This is a genomic window from uncultured Shimia sp. (assembly GCF_947493595.1).
In the GTDB taxonomy this organism is placed as follows: domain Bacteria; phylum Pseudomonadota; class Alphaproteobacteria; order Rhodobacterales; family Rhodobacteraceae; genus Shimia.
This window is the reverse complement of record NZ_CANLRL010000001.1, coordinates 546,218-563,790: the sequence shown is the minus strand read 5'-3', so window position 1 is coordinate 563,790 and position 17,573 is coordinate 546,218. Positions and strand designations below refer to the sequence as shown.

The following is a 17,573-nucleotide window of genomic DNA, read 5'->3' as shown; positions in this document are numbered from 1 at the left end:
AACCGACCGCTTCAGTCTTGGGATTGAGGCGGTCTTTGTTTACCATAGGGTCACTTTGTAGAGGCAAACCGCCACCAAGCCCTCAAAACAGAGCGGCTTTTTCTTCCCCTTCGGCGATAACTTGCTATAAATCCTACAATTCTGGGCGAGGCCACGCTTTGCCAATCACTGCATGCTAGGGCTTGATGCATGACTGCAAATCTCGCGCTTACACTTTCTTTTGAAGGCATTGGCCTTTTGACCCGCGTGCCGGGCGGCTGGCATTTGCTGGGTGAAGTGGGGTTGGACAGTCCGGACTTGGCGGGGGAGCTGGCGGCGTTGCGCGCACAGGCTGTGGCCGTGGATGGCGAGGCGTTTTCCACAACGCTGGTACTGCCCAACGACCAGATCAAATACTTGACCCTGCCCGCAGGCCGGATGAGCGAGAAGAAGCGCCGTCAGAAGGCAGAGGATGCGCTGGAAGTTGAAACGCCGTATCGCGCGGATCAACTGGTGTTTGATATTGCGATGCGAGACCGGGTTCCACAGGTTGCCGCCGTGGCACGTGACACGCTGAACGAGGCCGAAGCCTTTGCTGTCGAGCACGCCTTTAATCCGGTGAATTTCACGGCAATCCCGCCGCAAGACAGTTTTGTAAGCGCCCCGGACTTTGGCGACACGGCCAGCGCCCGGGCTGCTGGCATCAAAACCAAGGTCGACAAAACCGCCATTCTGGTTGTGGGTGAAGGACCGTTGCCAGATCCGGAACTGGCGCCCGGACCAGCCCCCAAGCCTGATCCAGAGCCACAGGCAGAGCTCAAGCTGGACATCCCGCCAGCGCCGCCAGCTCCGGTTGCCGAAGACGCTCCAGAGCCTGCTCCGGCCGAAGAGACATCAGCAGCGTTGCAAAAACCTGTTTCCGAGTCTCAAGACGATGTGCCGCCTGCTCCCGCTCCACCGGAGCCAAAAGAGCCTGAATCGCCTGAGCCCGCGAAAACACCTGCAGTGACAGACGCGCCGAAATCCGAGCTCCGGCCAGAGCCAGCGCCGGAAAAAGCGGCCGCGCCAAAGGCTGCTCCTGAAAAGACCAATGCACCGGCGCCGGACGCCACCAAAGTGGACGCCAAGACGGCAGAACCGCCAGCGGCCTTTGCCTCGATCCGGGCGCAGAAAACAGCCCCCGCCGAAGCCACAAACGCACCGGAGTTGAGCGGTGCCTCTCGCAAGGTCAGCGGCACAAATGCGCCTAGCATCCCAACCAACACCGGCAACGCCAAAACGCCGCCGCTGCGGTTTGACCCGGCCAAGGCAGTTGCCGGGTTAAAGACGGGACAAGACAAAGACGCCACCTCTGCGCCCGCAACGGAGATCAGCGCAGATTCCGATTCCGAAGCAGCCACATTTGCCAGTGCCCGCAGTAAAACCAAAGTGGCCGGACCTGCGCCCAAACCAGGCAAAAGGGGCACGCGCTCCAAGGCCAAAAAGGCAGCTCAAGACGCCTCTGCACAAGAAAAGCAAAAGTTGACCATGTTTGGCGCGCGGCCACAGGACGTGCGCGGCAAACCAAGGCATTTGGGGCTGATCCTGACAACGCTTCTGCTGGTGCTGATGGCCATTGTCGCCCTGTGGGCCAGTTATGCCACCGAAGACGGGTTGGCAGGGCTATTTGGGTCTGATGATCCAGAGACCAATGAGGTCGCTGTTTTACCGGCACCAACCGCTGAGAATGCTGTTGAAGCCCCCGTTGTCACAGCCGCCGCGCCAGAGGCGGCACCCGAAGCCCTTGCTCTAGCGGAAGACACTCCAGAGGTGGCGCCGGATCTGCCACCGGTTGACGCTCCATTGGTTGTGACCGTGCCGGATGGCATGACACCCAATCCAACTGAGAATGTGGATACCACGCTTCTGGAACCGCTCACGCCGGACAGCATCACCGACAGCGCCGAAATCGAAACCATGTTGGATGAGGTCAGCGATGGCAACGTCGATCCGGTTGAGGCGGAGGCGCGCTATGCGGTGACCGGCATCTGGCAGCGTGCACCTGAACAACCGCTGGAACTCTCCTCCGACAGCAGTGATGACATTTACATCGCCTCCGTGGACCGTGACACCATTGGATTTGACGCGGTGGCCTTGGTTGCGCCGGATGCGCTGGACACGGACCGTCCCTCGCGGGCACAGGTCAATCCGGTGGCCGCGGACACATCCTTTGATCTGGATGAGCGCGGCTTGGTGGTTGCCACGGCTGACGGAGCGTTGAACCCAGAAGGCGTGATGGTGTTTGCCGGGCGCCCGCCGGTGGTGCCCGCGGCCTATCCGAAACGCATCAAGGTTGGTGAAGAACCGCAGATCAGCGCGGCTGACAACACCCGCCTCGCCACCCTGCGCCCCAAACTGCGCCCGAATGACCTTCTGGAGCAAAACGAGCGCGCCACTTATGGTGGTTTGACGCTCGAAGAATTGGCACAGATCCGTCCCAAACTGCGTCCGGAAAACGCCAAGCTGGCGGATGAAAAAGATACGACGCCAACGCAATACGCGGTCAAAGCCTCCCCGCGTCCTCGCCTGAAGCCTGCCAATATCGCGCAACTCGCTGCGCGGGCGGCACCCGAAACCTCAACCACAACAGCCGCAGCTGTGCCCGCGGCCGCTACCGTAGTACCAGACATTCCCACAACGGCCTCGGTGGCGCGTCAGGCGACCATCAAAAACGCCATCAATCTCAACAAAGTGAACCTGATTGGCGTCTATGGCACCTCATCCAACCGCCGCGCTTTGGTGCGTCTGTCCAGCGGGCGTTACAAGAAGGTTCAGGTCGGCGATCGTGTGGACGGCGGCCGCGTGTCTGCCATCAGCGAAGACGAATTGCACTACACCAAAGGCAAGCGCAACGTCGTCCTCAAGATGCCAAAAGGTTAAGACCTAGTCTTTGATCACCTGATGCACGGTGCCCTCATAAACCGTGCCCCAGATCTGCACGTTCTTGATCTCTGTGATTGGCACTTCGTATGGATTGGCCTCCAGCACCACAAAGTCAGCCCGCTTGCCAGCGCGGATGGAGCCCAAATCATGCTCCCGCTTCATCACCCAGGCCGCGTCAATTGTGATCGCCCGCATCGCTTCATGCACCGTCAGCGCCTCAACCTGCGCATTCTGCAATCCGTTGATTGTGGTGCGATTGACTGCGGCGTCCGCCAGAACCAACGGGCTTAAAGGCGCCATGGGATTGTCTGAGTGCAACGCCACGGTCACATTTTGGCGCCGTGCTGCGCCTAAAGGCACCATGTAGCGGGCAATATCCTCGCCCAGCCAGTTCTGCGCATAGGCGTCCGCCAAAATGTACTGGTAATAAGGGTTGGCCGACACTGCCATACCAAGAGCGCCCATCTGGCGCAGCTGCTCCTCATGGGCAAAGGCAAAGTGCTCCAGTGTTGTTCGATGGTCAAAGCGCGGCGTTTCGGCTTGTGCACGCTGAACAATGCCAATCAGCGCCTCTGCAGATTTGTCACCATTGGTGTGGGCGTGAATCTGAAACCCCTGGTTCCAGAAGAACCGCGCCCATGTCTCAGTTTCGCTGAGCGGCGCCATCCAGATGCCTTCGTGGCCGTCCTTGTAGCCGGGAAAACCATATTGCGAGAGCCCGGAGAAAATCGCCCCATCCATCATAATTTTGAAATGATCTTTGACGGCAACCAGATTGGTATTGCCTTCACGCCAGCTTTCGATTTCCGCCAGCGCCTCTTCCGGGGTCTTTTTACGCGCCAAGAAATCCGTGATCAACGGCGTCAACACCAGACGAGTTGGGGGCTGCACCCGTTCCGCAGTGCTACGGATCAAGGCGATCTCTCCAACCGGGTCGCCAAATATGCCGGTGCCCATATCAAGTGCCGTGGTCACCCCCGCCTGATGCAGCATCTCATAGAAGTTTTCCATGCCTTTGCCATAGCGATCCGGTGCAAACAGAAAGGGCATTTTGGCGACCAGCACCTTGGCACCGTTTTCCCAGAAGTGACCGTCTTCCCAACTTGCCTCTTCTGGATAGACCTGAGCATCCGCCTCGGTGATGCCAAGCAGGGCAAACGCCGCGTCATTGCCAATCACCTCATGGAAGCTACGGTGCCACAGCATGACCGGCGTGTCCGGGAACAGCTCATTTAACAGCGGGCGTTTCACGTCTCCGTGCCACAGCTGGTGATAGCCCCAGGCGATGAATGGCACCGCCGCGTCATGGTCAGACGCTTCGTGTAAGGCGACCAGTTTCTTCAGACGGTCGATGTAAGCGTCATGGGTTTTGACCCCCGGAAAATCACCGGTAGGCAGCTGCCAGTCATCCGGCGCAAGAAACGGGAACTGCGTTAACACCGCCGGCAGAGACGGGTGAATATGCGGATCCATAAATCCCGGCATCAGCACTTTGTCGGCAAATTGATCATCCACAACCGCACCGTGGGTTTTGATGAAACCCTCTAGGCTGTCCAAGCTGCCAACAGAGACAATCCGCCCCTCCGCCACGGCCACCGCCGTTGCCTCGGGTATGTTGGCCTCCATCGTGATGATCTTTTTAGCGGTGTAGATCGTCATGTCCGCAGCAAAAACTGCTGACGACACAAGCAGGGCACTCATAGTGCCAAGGGCAAATTTCAGCATCGAACCACTCTTCAAAAAATACACTGTGTTCAGCTTAGAAGTGTAACAACCCAAATCAAAATGTTTTTGACAAAAAAGCGCCGCCCACCGCATGAATGGACGACGCTTCCCTCGCTCCAACCTCGGTTGGAAAGATGTCTTTAAAGAGCTTACTCGGCGGCTTCGATTTCACCGTTGTTGATCTGCTCTTGTTCGATGCTTTCAAACAGCGCTTTGAAGTTGCCTTCGCCAAAGCCGTCGTCACCCTTACGCTGAATGAACTCAAAGAAGATCGGGCCAATCACTGTTTTGGAGAAGATCTGCAGCAGGATTTTGGTCTCACCACCATCGTCCACGCCTTCACCATCAATCAGGATGCCGTGCTTTTTCATGCGATCAAGCGGCTCTTCATGGTCCACAACGCGGGATTTGGACAGATCGTAGTAGGCGTCAGGGGGACCAGGCATGAATTTGATGCCTTTGTCAGCGATTTTGTCGGTGGAGCCGTAGATGTCGTTCGTGCCCACGGCGATGTGCTGAATGCCCTCACCGTTGTATTTCTTCAGATAGGCCACAATCTGACCGGTTTCGCCGCGGTCTTCATTGATTGGAATACGGATTTTGCCACAGGGCGAGGTCAACGCACGGGACCGCAGACCGGTGAATTTGCCTTCGATGTCGAAGAAGCGGATTTCACGGAAGTTGAACAGGTCGCCGTAGAATTTGAACCACGTGTCCATGTTGCCTTTGAACACGTTGTGGGTCAGGTGATCGAGGTAGAAGAACCCGTCGCCTTCCGGCTTAGATGTCACAATCCAGTCGAACTCTTCATTGAATGGCGACGTGTCAAAATACTGGTCTGTGAAGTAAATCAGCGAGCCGCCGATGCCTTTAATCGCGGGCCAATTCAGTGTTTTGTCGTCGGCGTCATAGGCTTCGGCCCCTTTGGCCACCGCTTGATCATAAGCTTTCTGTGCATCCACAACACGCCACCCCATGGACGGTGCACATGGACCGTGCTCTTCCACAAACCGCAGGCCAAAGCTGCCAGGTTCATTGTTCAGAATATAGGTCACATCGCCCTGCTGCCACAGCTCGATGGCTTTGGTCTTGTGGTTGGCAACATGGACGTAGCCCATTTTGGTGAAGAGATCGCGCAGCTCCTGCGGTTCAGGGTGGGCAAACTCGACAAACTCAAAGCCGTCGGTGCCAGCTGGGTTGAAATCAGAAATTTCGGCGCGTGGCGCATCATGTGGGAAAGGACCCATGTCGCGTCTCCTTTTGGGATTCTTGGATAGTGATGTTCGCTGAGGCAAGAATACGCCGCCATTCATGCGGAAACTCCGCGAACTGACGTGCAATCCGGTAAATTTCCGCGTAGTCTACGCACAAAGTTTACGTTTTATGCGAAAGATACGCACATGCTAGACACCATCGACATGCGCCTGCTCTCCGCCCTGCAAAAAAACGCCCACCTTACCGCGCAAGAGCTGGGAGAGATCCTCAATCTCTCGCCAAGTCAGGCAGGACGGCGGCGACAACGGCTGGAAGCAGAAGGCTATATCGAGGGCTACAACGCCCGCTTGAGCCCACAAAAACTGGGCCTGTCGGTACAAGCGTTTATTCAGGTGCAGCTGGGCACCCATGGTCCGGAAAATTCGCAAAGCTTTGCCACGTTGATCAGCACCCGCGCGGAAATTGTCAGCGCATGGACATTGACTGGTGATGCGGACTATCTGCTGCGAGCCTATTGTGAGGATCTCAATGCGTTGAACCGCTTGATTCATGAGGTTTTACTCCCACATGCCGCCGTAAGCCGTGTGCAAAGTCAAATTGTCATGGATCAACTCAAACGAGACGCACCGCTGCCGACCTGAGCGCCGCGACAGAATAGGACACAGGACGTATGGAAGACGCCCTTTATACCGCCACCATTTTCCTGATCACCGCGGTGATCGCGGTGCCGATTTCCTCCCGCCTAGGGCTTGGCTCGGTGCTTGGATATTTGGCAGCCGGTATTTTGATTGGCCCCGTGTTGGGACTGGTTGGCTCACATGAAGCGGATGAGTTGCTGCATTACGCCGAATTTGGCGTGGTCATGATGCTGTTCATCATTGGCTTGGAACTGGACCCGCGCGCACTTTGGGCGATGAAAGACAAGCTGTTGGGGCTTGGTGGCCTACAAATTGGCCTGACCACTGGCGCGGTGGCCACGGCCTGTATCTTCCTGGGGTTCTCTGTGAATGTCGCCGTGGCCACAGGCCTGATCTTTGCGCTCAGTTCTACCGCGATCGTGCTGCAAACCCTGGCAGAAAAAGGCTTGATGCAGACCAGCGGCGGGCGCTCAACTTTCTCGGTGCTTTTGGCGCAGGATATTGCCGTAATCCCCATGCTGGCGCTGCTGCCTCTGTTGGCGATGCCAGAAACGCTGGAAATTGCCACCGGAGGCGCCATTGCAGAAGGTGGTCACACAGATGAGCACGCAATGTCGCTTGTAGATGGCTTGCCCGGCTGGGGTGTGACGCTGGTGACGCTTGGCGCGGTTGGCTCCATCGTGCTGGGAGGGCTCTACCTCATGCGGCCGGTGTTTCGCTTCATCCACGCCGCGCATTTGCCCGAGATGTACACCGCGCTGGCGCTACTGATTGTGGTCGGCATTGCGCTTCTGATGGAATTGGTTGGCCTGTCCCCTGCCCTTGGCACCTTCTTGGCCGGTGTGCTGCTGGCCAACTCCGAGTTCCGACATGAGCTGGAAAGTGACATTGCACCGTTCAAGGGACTATTGCTGGGATTGTTCTTCATCACCGTTGGGGCACAGATTGACTTCAACGTCTTTGCCCGTGCTCCGGGGCAGATCATTGGCCTTACTCTGGGTCTGATCGCCATCAAAGCATCGATCCTATTTGTGCTGGGCCGTGCCTTTGGTTTGCGCCATCGCAACCTCTGGCTCTTCACCTTGGGCCTTGCACAGGCAGGCGAATTTGGCTTTGTCCTGATCACCTTCTCCGAGCAGCAAAACGTGATCCCGGCCTGGGCTGCAGAGAAATACCTGCTGATCGTGGCGCTCACCATGTTGGTCACACCGCTGCTATTTATCTTGCATGATGTGCTGTCAAAAATGACCTCGGATCGCAGCGAGAAAAAGGAACAAAGAGAACACGATGAGGTGGATGAAACCGGTCCGGTGATCATCGCAGGCATTGGCCGTTTTGGGCAGATCGTGAACCGTCTGGTGCGCTCCTCCGGTTATCAGACTGTGGTTTTGGACAACGACATGAAGGCCATCGAGAACATGCGCAGCTTTGGCGTGAAAGGCTTCTTTGGGGACCCGACCCGTCCGGAAATCCTGCACGCTGCGGGTCTGCGTGAAGCGCGGGTTCTGGTGGTGGCGCTGGACAATATGGAAGCCTCGGTCAAGTTGGTGGCCTTTGCCCGACGGGAACGGCCGGACCTGCATATCATCGCTCGCGCCAAAGATCGCGGCAATGTCTACCGGCTCTACAAAGCTGGCGCAGACGACATTGTGCGGGAGATGTTTGACAGCTCCCTGCGGGCTGGGCGCTATGTTTTGGAAAACATCGGCCTGAGTGATTATGAGGCGGCGCAGGCGGAAAAGGCGTTTTACAAACACGATCGCTACGCAATGCAGGAATTGGCGCAGCTGTGGCACGAGGACATGCCCTTGTCCAAAAACGACGCTTACAAGAAACGCGCAAAATCTCTGGAGAAAGAGCTGCAGGACGCAATGCTCGCGCAGCTCGACAGTGACCCGGAGGAGCGCGCTTAACCGCGCTCCAACGGCGTTTTCTTAGCTGTCAGACACACCAGCTTCAGCAAAGGTGGCCATGCCGGAATGCGTGGCCACAGCCGCCTTCAGGATGTTGATTGCTACAGCCGCACCAGAGCCTTCACCCAGACGCATATTGAGGCTCAGGATCGGCTCTTTGCCAAGCTGCGCCAGCAAGGCCGGATGCGCGCTTTCAGCACTTACGTGACCTGCAATCATGTGATCCAGCGCGTCATCCACCTCTTCACCCAGCGTGGCCGCTGCCGCGGTGGCGATAAAGCCATCAAGGATCACCGGAACGCGCAGCACGCGTGCGCGCGCCATGGCGCCGACCATGCCGGCCAACTCACGCCCGCCAAGGCAACGCAGTGCCTCCAGGCCCTTGGGTGCGTTGTTGGCGGCAACGCCCTCCCGCACCACCCGTGCCTTGGTCGCCAGGCCCGCTTCATCAACGCCGGTGCCACGGCCAACCCACTCTTCTGCCTCACCAGCATAAAGCGCATGGGCAATCGCCGCTGCGCTGGTGGTGTTGCCAATGCCCATTTCGCCCACAACCAAAAGGTCGGTGGTGTCCTTCACCGCGCTCCAGCCCGCCTGCAGCGCCGCCACAACCTCAGCTTCGCTCATCGCAGGACCTTGGGTGAAATCCGCAGTTGGCCTGTCCAGGTCCAACGCAATCACGTCCAGATCTGCTCCAGCCATTTTGCTCAGCTGGTTGATCGCGGCGCCACCATGTTGGAAGTTCAGCACCATTTGCGCGGTCACCTCTGCCGGGAAAGCTGACACGCCCTGCGCCGTCACGCCGTGATTGCCCGCAAAGATAATCACCTGTGGCGCGTCAATGCTGGGACGCGGGTTGCCACGCCAGCCTGCATACCAGATCGCCATATCTTCTAAACGGCCCAAGGCGCCCGGCGGCTTGGTCAGCTGTCCATTGCGCTCTTCGGCTTCGCCCAAGGCATTCTGATCCACACCGGGTGCTGCCGCCAGAAGTGTTTTAAACTCTGCCAAAGTGGTGAATTCTGCGGACATTGGCCGGGCTCCTGTTGAATTTTTAACGTTAGCGCTGTTTACCTCATATCCAGCCCCCGGCAAGTAAGGAAAAAGACGCAGGTATGGCCAGTTCCGACACGTCACCGTTTCGCCCTCGCGACATCAACACCGCTTTGGCGCTTTTGACACGTCTGCCGGTAAAGGCGGATTTTTCACGCGGTGCGCGCGCGGCCTGGGCCTATTGTATCGCGGGCGCCGCGCTGGCCTTACTCGCGGCGCTGCCCACCGCCGGATTGCTTTTAATAGGTCTGCCACCGGTTCTGGCCGCCGTGGTCTGGCTTGCCGCCATGGTGGTGATGAGCGGTGCGATGCACGAAGACGGACTTGCGGACACCGCAGATGGCTTCTGGGGGGGATGGGACAAAGCCCGGCGGCTGGAGATCATGCGCGACAGCCATATTGGCGCCTATGGCGTTATCGCACTATGCCTGTCCCTTGCTGCGCGATGGGGCGCTGTTGCGATCCTGCTCGAGGCTGACGTCTGGCTGTTTGGGCTGCTGGCCGTGGCGATGTTGTCTCGCGCCAATATGACGCTGGTTATGGCTGCCCTGCCTCATGCCCGCTCCGACGGATTGAGCCACTCCCAAGGCCGCGCACCGCGCACCGGCGCGCTCACAGGCTTTGCCTTGGCAGGTGTAACCGCCTTTGGCTGTGTTGGCGTGCCCGGCGTGATCCTCGCCGGTGTGGCGTTTGTCATGGCGGCGCTCTGCTCTGCCTCGGCGCGGGTGAAAATTGGCGGACAGACAGGGGATGTTTTGGGCGCAACCCAGCAGATCACCGAGATCACCCTGCTTTTCACCCTCGTGATCCTGGCACAGTATTTCTAAGCGCCATCCGTCTCGATACAGATCGTGGCGCCGCAGTGCTTGCAATGCACCGCGTCCGGATCGTGGCGCAGCAATCCGCAGCTTTCACACTTATGGCGCACCTTCTGTGGCTTTATGATCGCTTGCGCCAGTTGCACAAACAGGGCCACGCCGCCCACCATCACGCAGATCGAGAACAGCTTGCCGCCGGGACTGTCCAAAGTGATGTCGCCGTAGCCCGTGGTCGTGAGTGTCGCCACGGTGAAATACATCGCGTCAATAAACGGGGTGGAAGTGGCCGCCTTGTCGATGAAAAAAACCAGAGAGGACGCCGAGGTCACCATGACAAACACAAACAGATTGATAGTCGCGATCACCGCGTCCTCGTGGGTGCGGAACCAACGGCTGTCGCGGCGCAAATCATAGAGCAGATGGTAGGAATGGATCAGGCGCAGGCCCCGCAGCACCCGCAGGAAGGCCAAATCGCCAGAGAGCCACGGGTCGATGAACAGCGAGCCAATCACCACCACATCGGCAATGGTGTAAATCCGCGTGAGGAAAAACCGTCGGTCCTCTGCCACCCACCAGCGCGCAATCAAGTCGAGACAGATGATCACCCCAGTGACTCGGCTTGCGAGGATCAGGCCCGGCCCATAAGGCACATGTGCCGTGGCGATGAAAAATAAGATAGTGACAAAATCAAAAAGGATCAGCGCATAGCGGAACTTTACCGCGCCTGGTGTGTGATCTGTATAAAGTCGCTCAACTGTTGCCTTGAGGTTGTCCATGTGCGCCCTTCCTTTACGGGCAGTAAACGCCAACACATGGATTCACGCAACGGTTTGATAGGCCACAAAAAAGGGACCGCACCTTCAGGTGCGATCCCCTCAAAACACGTGTGAGACGTTTAAGCGGCGGCCGGTGCGCGAGACACCAAAACATCGTCCACTTTCTTGGCCGCAGCAGCTTCATCACCATCGGCAACAGCAGCCACTTCGCGAGTCAAACGCTCAAGAGCGGCCTCATAAAGCTGACGCTCAGAATAGCTCTGCTCGCGCTGATCATCGGTGCGGTGCAGGTCGCGCACAACCTCGGCAATCGCAATCAGATCACCGGAGTTAATCTTCTGCTCGTATTCCTGCGCACGGCGGGACCACATGGCGCGTTTGACCTTGGCTTTGCCCTTCAGGGTCTTCATCGCCTGCTCAATCACGTCCGGGCTGCTCAAACACCGCATGCCAATTTCGGTGGCTTTGTTGGTTGGCACCCGCAAGGTCATCTTGTCTTTTTCAAACGAGATCACAAAAAGCTCCAGCTGCATGCCTGCAACTTCCTGCTCTTCGATGGAAATGATCTGCCCCACGCCGTGTGCCGGATAGACCACGTATTCGTTCGGGCTGAACTCGTTCTTCTTGGATTTGCTCATGCAGTACTTCCTTTGTGAGCCCCCATCCTGCCAGACAAAAATTTCGCTCGGGAAAGAGTGTTTCCCGATGCGGAATGTCCTCTGGTAGAAAAAGCCACCCTCTGCAAATGCGGGGATGGCTCTCAGGCAGTTATGTCCTCTGTGACAGGATTATAACACAAAAACCGCCCCCTTGAAAGCGCGACCGGCTTCCATAGGCATTTTGTGTTTCTGTATCAGCCCCTTAGGGCTGAATTGTACAGCTTGGACAGCAATCTTGCCCCAATCTCAGACCGAATCGGCCTGTGCAAAGAGCTTACCCGCCTTCGCCCGGAGCTTCGGAAAAATATTTCTCCATTTTGCCACTTTCGCCGTCGCGCTCTTCGGCTTCGGGCAATTGGTCTTTCTTGGTGATGATGACAGGCCACAGCTCGGAATACTTCCGGTTGAACTCCACCCACTTCTCCATATCCGGCTCGGTGTCCGGACGGATCGCATCCGCAGGGCATTCCGGCTCACACACACCACAGTCGATGCACTCGTCCGGATGGATCACAAGGAAGTTTTCGCCTTCATAGAAACAGTCTACCGGGCAGACTTCAACACAGTCGGTGTATTTGCAGGCGACGCAGTTTTCAGTAACGACGTAGGTCATGGCTTAGATCTTTCACATCAGCTTTGGCGAACTGCCTAAAACAGAGCGGCTTAATCTTCAAGCCGAGAAGACTTCATAAGATCGAGATTGCGGCGATCGCGCTTGGTTGGACGCCCTTTTCCGTCAGAGCCGGGGCTCTTGGGAACAGGTTTCTCTTCAGGCGTCAAATCGTCATATAATGTTTGTGCTTCCGGCGCTGGACCACGTCGATCCCCAAGGGCAACAACCTCAATCACCCGCACACGTTTGGCCTGTGGAAAGGTCAAAACGTCACCAATTGTCACACCATGACTGGCCTTGGCAATTTTCTGTCCATTTACGCGAAGATGACCGCCGGTGATGACTTTGGCCGACAGGCCACGGGTCTTAAAGAACCGCGCCTGCCAAAGCCATTTGTCTGCCCGTAGTTTGGCGGGCGAACTGTTTGGGGACTGAGCGCTCACGCGCTTAGTCCTTACCTTTCAGCCCCATAAGCGCTGCGGCAAATGGGTTGTCCGGGTCAATCGCCTTCTCCTTTTTCGGAGGACGGGCCTGGAACTGTTTAGGGCCGTTGTCGCGACGCGGGCCACCTTTGCCTTTTGGCTTGCCACCTTTGCCACGGGGCTTGTCGCCTTGACGATCATTGCGACGTTGGCCGCCCTGACCTTGGCCACCACCACGGCGTTGTTGGTTGCGGTTGCCACCCTGACGGCCAGCCCATGTGAAGGTGTAGAACACTTCCACTTCAGCCTCTGCCGCAGCCTCAGGTGCTGGCGCAGCTTCGGTCTCCGCAATTGGCGCTTCTTCGGCGGGGGCTTCAGGTGCTGCATCCGTTTCAGAGGCGGCTTCCTCCGTTGCAGCCACGTCTGTCGCCTCGGTCTCGGCAGAGACTTCCTCAGTTGCCGTTTCTTCCGCTGGCGTCGGCTCAGCTGCGGCTTTCACCTTCGCCCGCTCACCTTTTTCCGCTGCATAGCCAAGGCCCTGCATCAGGTCAGAAAACTGCTCCAGCGTCATGCCGGTGATCGACAGCATGTCGGCTTTGGCTTCAAAGCCACCACGGCTGTCTTCTGCGCGCAGCATGTCTGCCAAGCGCTCCAGCATGTCAATGCGGATCGCACGTTCACCAGCAGCGCGGTAACCGGACATGGCGTAGTAGCCACGGGGCGCTTCCTTGATGGTTGGCACGGTGACCAAGCCAGGAGGTGGGGACTCTGGGAAATCCTGCAAGCCTTGCGCCAAAGACCACAGCACCAGACGCAAACGAGTTGGTGCAGGCTTGAGCAGCAGTGGCATAAAGATTGTGAACTGCCCAAAGCGGATGCCGTGCTTGCGCAACGTGCCGCGTGCGTCCTGATCCAGCTCTTTCACCTCGGTGGCCACTTCACCACGCGGAATGATGCCAAGGTTTTCGACCATGCGGAAGGCAAAGCCACGGGCAAGGCCGTTTAGCTCTTCGTCTTTGCTCAGGTTCAGCAGAGGCTCAAACAGGGCTGCAATTTTGCGGTCAATGAAGTGCTGAAGACGGCGTTCCACCTTCTGTGCCACTTCTGCGCCAGCTTCATCGTCCACAAAGACGGAGATCATCGGCTTCAGAGGTTCTGCACCGGCAACCAGTTTGCCAACAGCATGCTCGCCCCACATGAGGCCACCCTGCTCGGTAAAGTCGATTTCCGTATCCGGCGCGTTGTAAAACCGATCCGCGCGCAAATGGAACTGCGGCGCCAACGCCTGCAAGCTCGCGGCTTGCAGGGTCTTGGCTTCCTGACCGCTGGCTTCTTTGTCCGCACTGAAACGGAACCCTTCAAGACGACCGACGAATTCACCTTCGACGGTCACCTCACCTTTATCATTCACTTCGGCCAAAAGGGCCTCCTTCTGTTTGAGCCGGCGCATCAAAACCGATGTGCGCCGATCCACAAATCTTTGCGTTAGACGCTCATGCAGAGCATCCGATAGGCGATCTTCTACCGCGCGGGTTTCCCCACGCCAATGGTTTTCGTCACTTACCCAGTTTTTACGTTGTGCGACATATGTCCACGTCCGGATAAACGCCAGACGTTTCGACAATGTGTCAATGTCACCATCGGCGCGATCCAGCCGCTTCACCTGCCGGGCTAGCCAATCATCCGGCACTTGCCCGTTTTGATGCAGAAAGCCAAAAATCTGCTCAATCATCTGTGCGTGTTCCGCATGGCTGATGCCGCGGAAATCCGGGATACGACACACATCCCACAACAGTTGCACTGACCGCCCGTCGCTGGCCCGCGCCATGACTTCCGCTTCACGCGACACGGATTTGAGTGCCCGCAAATCATCCGCTTCCCGCGCTTTGATCAACAACTCATCGTCAGAGCCAACCTCGAGCGAGTTGATCAGCGCATCCACGGTGCCAAATTGCAGCGCCGCATTGCGCCAGTTCAGCTTGCGCACCGGCGTGAAGCGGTGCTCCATGATCGCCTCGGCCACGCCTTCATCCAGTGGCGGTGCTTCACCAGTCACGCCAAAAGTGCCGTGGCTCATGCCCCGCCCCGCCCGACCCGCGATTTGCGCAAGCTCATTGGGCGCCAAAGATCGCATACGGCGACCATCAAATTTTGTGGTTGAAGCAAAAGCCACATGGTCGATATCGAGGTTCAGCCCCATGCCAATGGCATCGGTCGCCACGAGGTAATCCACATCGCCGTTTTGATAGAGTTCGACCTGCGCATTGCGGGTGCGCGGGCTCAACGCCCCCATCACCACCGCCGCGCCGCCTTTTTGACGGCGGATCAGCTCGGCAATCGCATAGACATTGTCCACTGAGAAGCCAACAATTGCAGAACGGGGCTGCATCCGGCTGATCTTACGGCTGCCGGAATAGCTCAGCGTCGACATCCGTTCACGCCGCATAAACTGCGCCTCCGGCACCAGCTCCGCAATGGTGCCGCGCATGGTGTCGCTGCCCAAAAACAGTGTCTCTTGGGTGCCGCGCATCCGCAAAAGCCGATCCGTGAACACATGGCCGCGCTCGGGATCTGCACACAGCTGGATTTCGTCAATGGCAACAAAATCCGCGCCCAGCCCTTCCGGCATCGCTTCAACGGTCGCCACCCAATACTGCGCACGCGGCGGCACAATACGTTCCTCGCCAGTGACCAGCGCCACCACAGAGGGGCCACGCGCGGCCACAATGCGATCATAGACCTCGCGTGCCAAAAGCCGCAGCGGCAAGCCTATCACCCCGGTGCGATAGCCCAGCATCCTCTCAATGGCATAGTGGGTTTTGCCTGTGTTGGTAGGCCCCAACACCGCCGTGATCTGCCGATAGTCGGCCATCTGTTTGCCCCGTCTGGCTAAAAGTTTCGGCTCAGAGGTCCTGCCCGCGCACCAGCGGCGCGAGTCGCTCCAAAGCTTCTGTTAGGCCCGCCTGATGGGGATGTATAGACTGCACCTGCTGATAGGCCTCATAAGCATCTTCCGGCTTGCCAATCTCGTCTAGCATGATGGCCAATCCCATCACCGCATCAAAATGCGTCGGGTTGAGCGCAATCACTTGCTCCAAATCACTCAATGCCGGCCCATAGAGATCCAGTGCATAATAGGCCCGCGCCCGCTCGGCCCAGCCCTGGGCAAATTCCGGCGCGTGATCCACCAGCGCTGTGGCATGCTCCACCGCCGCTTCCATCTCAGACACATCAATGGCCTTGCGTGTGCGGCGCAAAAGATAATCCGCCGTGGCAGACCCGGACGCATCCCACAGATGGCGAATTTGCCCAGCCAATTGCTCTGCTCGCGCGGCATCCGCCACCTTCAACTCTGCCATCATACGCGACATTTCGCCGTCGGATGTGATCTCAGAGGTGTCATTTTCCTGAGAAACAGCAACTGTTGGTTGAAATACCGTGACACACAGCACAAATGCCGCAACGGTAGGTTTGAGAAGATGTCGTAAGTTGACCATAACGTAAATCAATGTAGCCCGTGTGCGTGTGATTCCCAACATGTGCACAACAATTTGAAGGATCAAGCAGATGAGCGATATCATTTCCGCCGCAGTGGCAGCCCTGACCGAGAAACTTGGTGGCGAAGCCTTTGATGGTTCTGCCAAATTTGCCATCGAAGGCGAAGGCGCGATCATCATCGACGCGGACGGCGTGCGCGCTGGCGACGACGACGCAGATGTGACCATGACCGCCGACGCAGACACATTTCAGTCGATTCTCGACGGTGAGCTGAACCCAACAGCCGCGTTTATGTCCGGCAAATTGGCGATTGACGGCGACATGGGCGCAGCAATGAAGCTCGGCGGCGTGCTGGCCTAATGACCTTGCAGCGCGCGCCTTTTCATCACGACGTTGCCGAAGGCCCAGAGGCACAGGCTTACTGGGTGACGGCAGATGATGGGGTGCGCCTGCGTTTTGCCCATTGGCCTTTGGACGACGCCAAAGGCCCGGCCAAAGGGACGGTGCTGCTGTTTCCCGGCCGCACCGAATATGCGGAAAAATACGGTCGCGCTGCCGCAGATTTTGCGGCGCGTGGCTACGCGATGATTGCCATTGATTGGCGCGGCCAAGGCCTGGCGGATCGTATGGTTGAGCCCCGCTACGTGGGCTATGTCGAAACCTTTGCAGATTTCCAGCGCGACGTGGCCGCCGTCTTGACAGCACTAAAAGATCTGGACCTGCCAAAACCCTGGCACCTGTTGGGCCACTCCATGGGCGGCTGCATCGGCCTGCGCGCTTTGCACGAAGGTTTGTCGGTGGCAACAGCCTCCTTCTCCGCTCCGATGTGGGGCATTGGCCTGGCTCCGCACCTGCGCGCCGCCGCATGGGCAATTGGCGCACTGAGCAAACCCCTCGGCTTCGGTGGGCGACTGTCTCCCATGACCTCTCCGGTGACCTTGGTGCTAGATCAACCGTTTGACGATAACACGCTGACCAAAGACCCCGACATGTATGCTTACATGCAGCGTCAGATGACAGGTCAGCCTGATCTTGCGTTGGCCGGTCCGGCCATCAACTGGGTCTATGAGGCCCTCAAAGAATGCAAAAATCTGCGTGCCCACCCCTCACCAAACATCCCCTGCCTGACCTTCCTCGGCACGGACGAACGCATTGTGCACAGCGGCGAGGTCCATGACCGTATGGCACGCTGGCCCAATGGCACGTTGGACCTCGTCAAAGACGGCGAACACGAAGTCCTGATGGAAGTGCCACAGACGCGCACCCACATCTTTGACACCTGCGCCGCCTTCTACGACACACACAGCGCCTAGCTTTCTCTTTCCCCAAATATCCCGGGGTG

15 protein-coding genes are annotated in these 17,573 nt (G+C 57.8%); 6 read left to right on the top strand and 9 right to left on the bottom strand.

What is annotated here, in order from left to right:
• Positions 1 to 189 precede the first annotated feature (189 nt).
• A complete protein-coding gene (locus Q0955_RS02845; protein WP_299419624.1) occupies positions 190 to 2,898 on the top strand; it encodes a hypothetical protein in 2,709 nt (902 codons plus the stop codon).
• 3 nt (positions 2,899 to 2,901) lie between these two features.
• Here Q0955_RS02845 and Q0955_RS02840 read toward each other — a convergent pair whose 3' ends face one another.
• Together Q0955_RS02840 and hppD are read right to left on the bottom strand one after the other, a co-directional pair.
• A complete protein-coding gene (locus Q0955_RS02840) occupies positions 2,902 to 4,626 on the bottom strand; it encodes an amidohydrolase (protein WP_299419621.1) in 1,725 nt (574 codons plus the stop codon).
• A gap of 149 nt (positions 4,627 to 4,775) precedes the next feature.
• Positions 4,776 to 5,873: a 4-hydroxyphenylpyruvate dioxygenase gene (gene hppD, locus Q0955_RS02835; protein WP_299419618.1), complete on the bottom strand. Its 1,098-nt coding sequence runs from the start codon at positions 5,871 to 5,873 to the stop codon at positions 4,776 to 4,778.
• A gap of 153 nt (positions 5,874 to 6,026) precedes the next feature.
• Between hppD and Q0955_RS02830 the strand changes: the two genes are divergently transcribed.
• Together Q0955_RS02830 and Q0955_RS02825 are read left to right on the top strand one after the other, a co-directional pair.
• On the top strand, positions 6,027 to 6,482 hold the full coding sequence (locus Q0955_RS02830; RefSeq protein ID WP_299419616.1) for an Lrp/AsnC family transcriptional regulator: 456 nt from the start codon (positions 6,027 to 6,029) through the stop codon (positions 6,480 to 6,482).
• 29 nt (positions 6,483 to 6,511) lie between these two features.
• Positions 6,512 to 8,392, top strand: coding sequence for a monovalent cation:proton antiporter-2 (CPA2) family protein (locus Q0955_RS02825; protein ID WP_299419613.1), 1,881 nt, complete (start codon positions 6,512 to 6,514; stop codon positions 8,390 to 8,392).
• A gap of 21 nt (positions 8,393 to 8,413) precedes the next feature.
• Here the strand turns inward: Q0955_RS02825 and cobT are convergent, their stop codons facing one another.
• Positions 8,414 to 9,424 carry a nicotinate-nucleotide--dimethylbenzimidazole phosphoribosyltransferase gene (cobT, locus tag Q0955_RS02820; RefSeq protein WP_299419610.1) on the bottom strand — a complete coding sequence of 337 codons (1,011 nt, stop codon included), beginning with the start codon at positions 9,422 to 9,424 and terminating at the stop codon, positions 8,414 to 8,416.
• A gap of 83 nt (positions 9,425 to 9,507) precedes the next feature.
• Here cobT and cobS point away from each other — a divergent pair, with 83 nt between their 5' ends.
• On the top strand, positions 9,508 to 10,272 hold the full coding sequence (gene cobS, locus Q0955_RS02815) for an adenosylcobinamide-GDP ribazoletransferase (protein ID WP_299419608.1): 765 nt from the start codon (positions 9,508 to 9,510) through the stop codon (positions 10,270 to 10,272).
• Here cobS and Q0955_RS02810 read toward each other — a convergent pair.
• From Q0955_RS02810 to Q0955_RS02785, 6 genes are all read right to left on the bottom strand, one after another.
• Positions 10,269 to 11,039 carry a potassium channel family protein gene (locus Q0955_RS02810; protein WP_299419606.1) on the bottom strand — a complete coding sequence of 257 codons (771 nt, stop codon included), beginning with the start codon at positions 11,037 to 11,039 and terminating at the stop codon, positions 10,269 to 10,271. The genes cobS and Q0955_RS02810 overlap by 4 nt on opposite strands.
• 119 nt (positions 11,040 to 11,158) lie before the next feature.
• Positions 11,159 to 11,677: a CarD family transcriptional regulator gene (locus tag Q0955_RS02805; RefSeq protein ID WP_299419603.1), complete on the bottom strand. Its 519-nt coding sequence runs from the start codon at positions 11,675 to 11,677 to the stop codon at positions 11,159 to 11,161.
• Positions 11,678 to 11,972: 295 nt separating this feature from the next.
• Complete coding sequence (fdxA, locus tag Q0955_RS02800) at positions 11,973 to 12,311, bottom strand: ferredoxin FdxA (protein ID WP_164641880.1); 339 nt, start codon at positions 12,309 to 12,311, stop codon at positions 11,973 to 11,975.
• A gap of 50 nt (positions 12,312 to 12,361) precedes the next feature.
• Positions 12,362 to 12,754 (bottom strand): RNA-binding S4 domain-containing protein, encoded by a 393-nt coding sequence (locus Q0955_RS02795; protein ID WP_299419598.1) that lies wholly within the window; start codon positions 12,752 to 12,754, stop codon positions 12,362 to 12,364.
• Between the two features lie 4 nt (positions 12,755 to 12,758).
• Positions 12,759 to 15,605, bottom strand: a complete 2,847-nt coding sequence (locus Q0955_RS02790; protein WP_299419595.1) for a helicase-related protein — start codon at positions 15,603 to 15,605, stop codon at positions 12,759 to 12,761.
• Positions 15,606 to 15,636: 31 nt separating this feature from the next.
• Positions 15,637 to 16,272: a tetratricopeptide repeat protein gene (locus tag Q0955_RS02785; RefSeq protein ID WP_299419592.1), complete on the bottom strand. Its 636-nt coding sequence runs from the start codon at positions 16,270 to 16,272 to the stop codon at positions 15,637 to 15,639.
• A gap of 28 nt (positions 16,273 to 16,300) precedes the next feature.
• Here Q0955_RS02785 and Q0955_RS02780 point away from each other — a divergent pair, with 28 nt between their 5' ends.
• Positions 16,301 to 16,591: an SCP2 sterol-binding domain-containing protein gene (locus Q0955_RS02780; RefSeq protein ID WP_299419591.1), complete on the top strand. Its 291-nt coding sequence runs from the start codon at positions 16,301 to 16,303 to the stop codon at positions 16,589 to 16,591.
• The gene (locus Q0955_RS02775) at positions 16,591 to 17,544 is read left to right on the top strand and encodes an alpha/beta hydrolase (RefSeq protein ID WP_299419589.1); all 954 of its coding nucleotides are present in this window, start codon (positions 16,591 to 16,593) and stop codon (positions 17,542 to 17,544) included. The genes Q0955_RS02780 and Q0955_RS02775 overlap by 1 nt, the downstream gene beginning before the upstream one ends.
• The last annotated feature ends 29 nt before the right edge of the window (positions 17,545 to 17,573 follow it).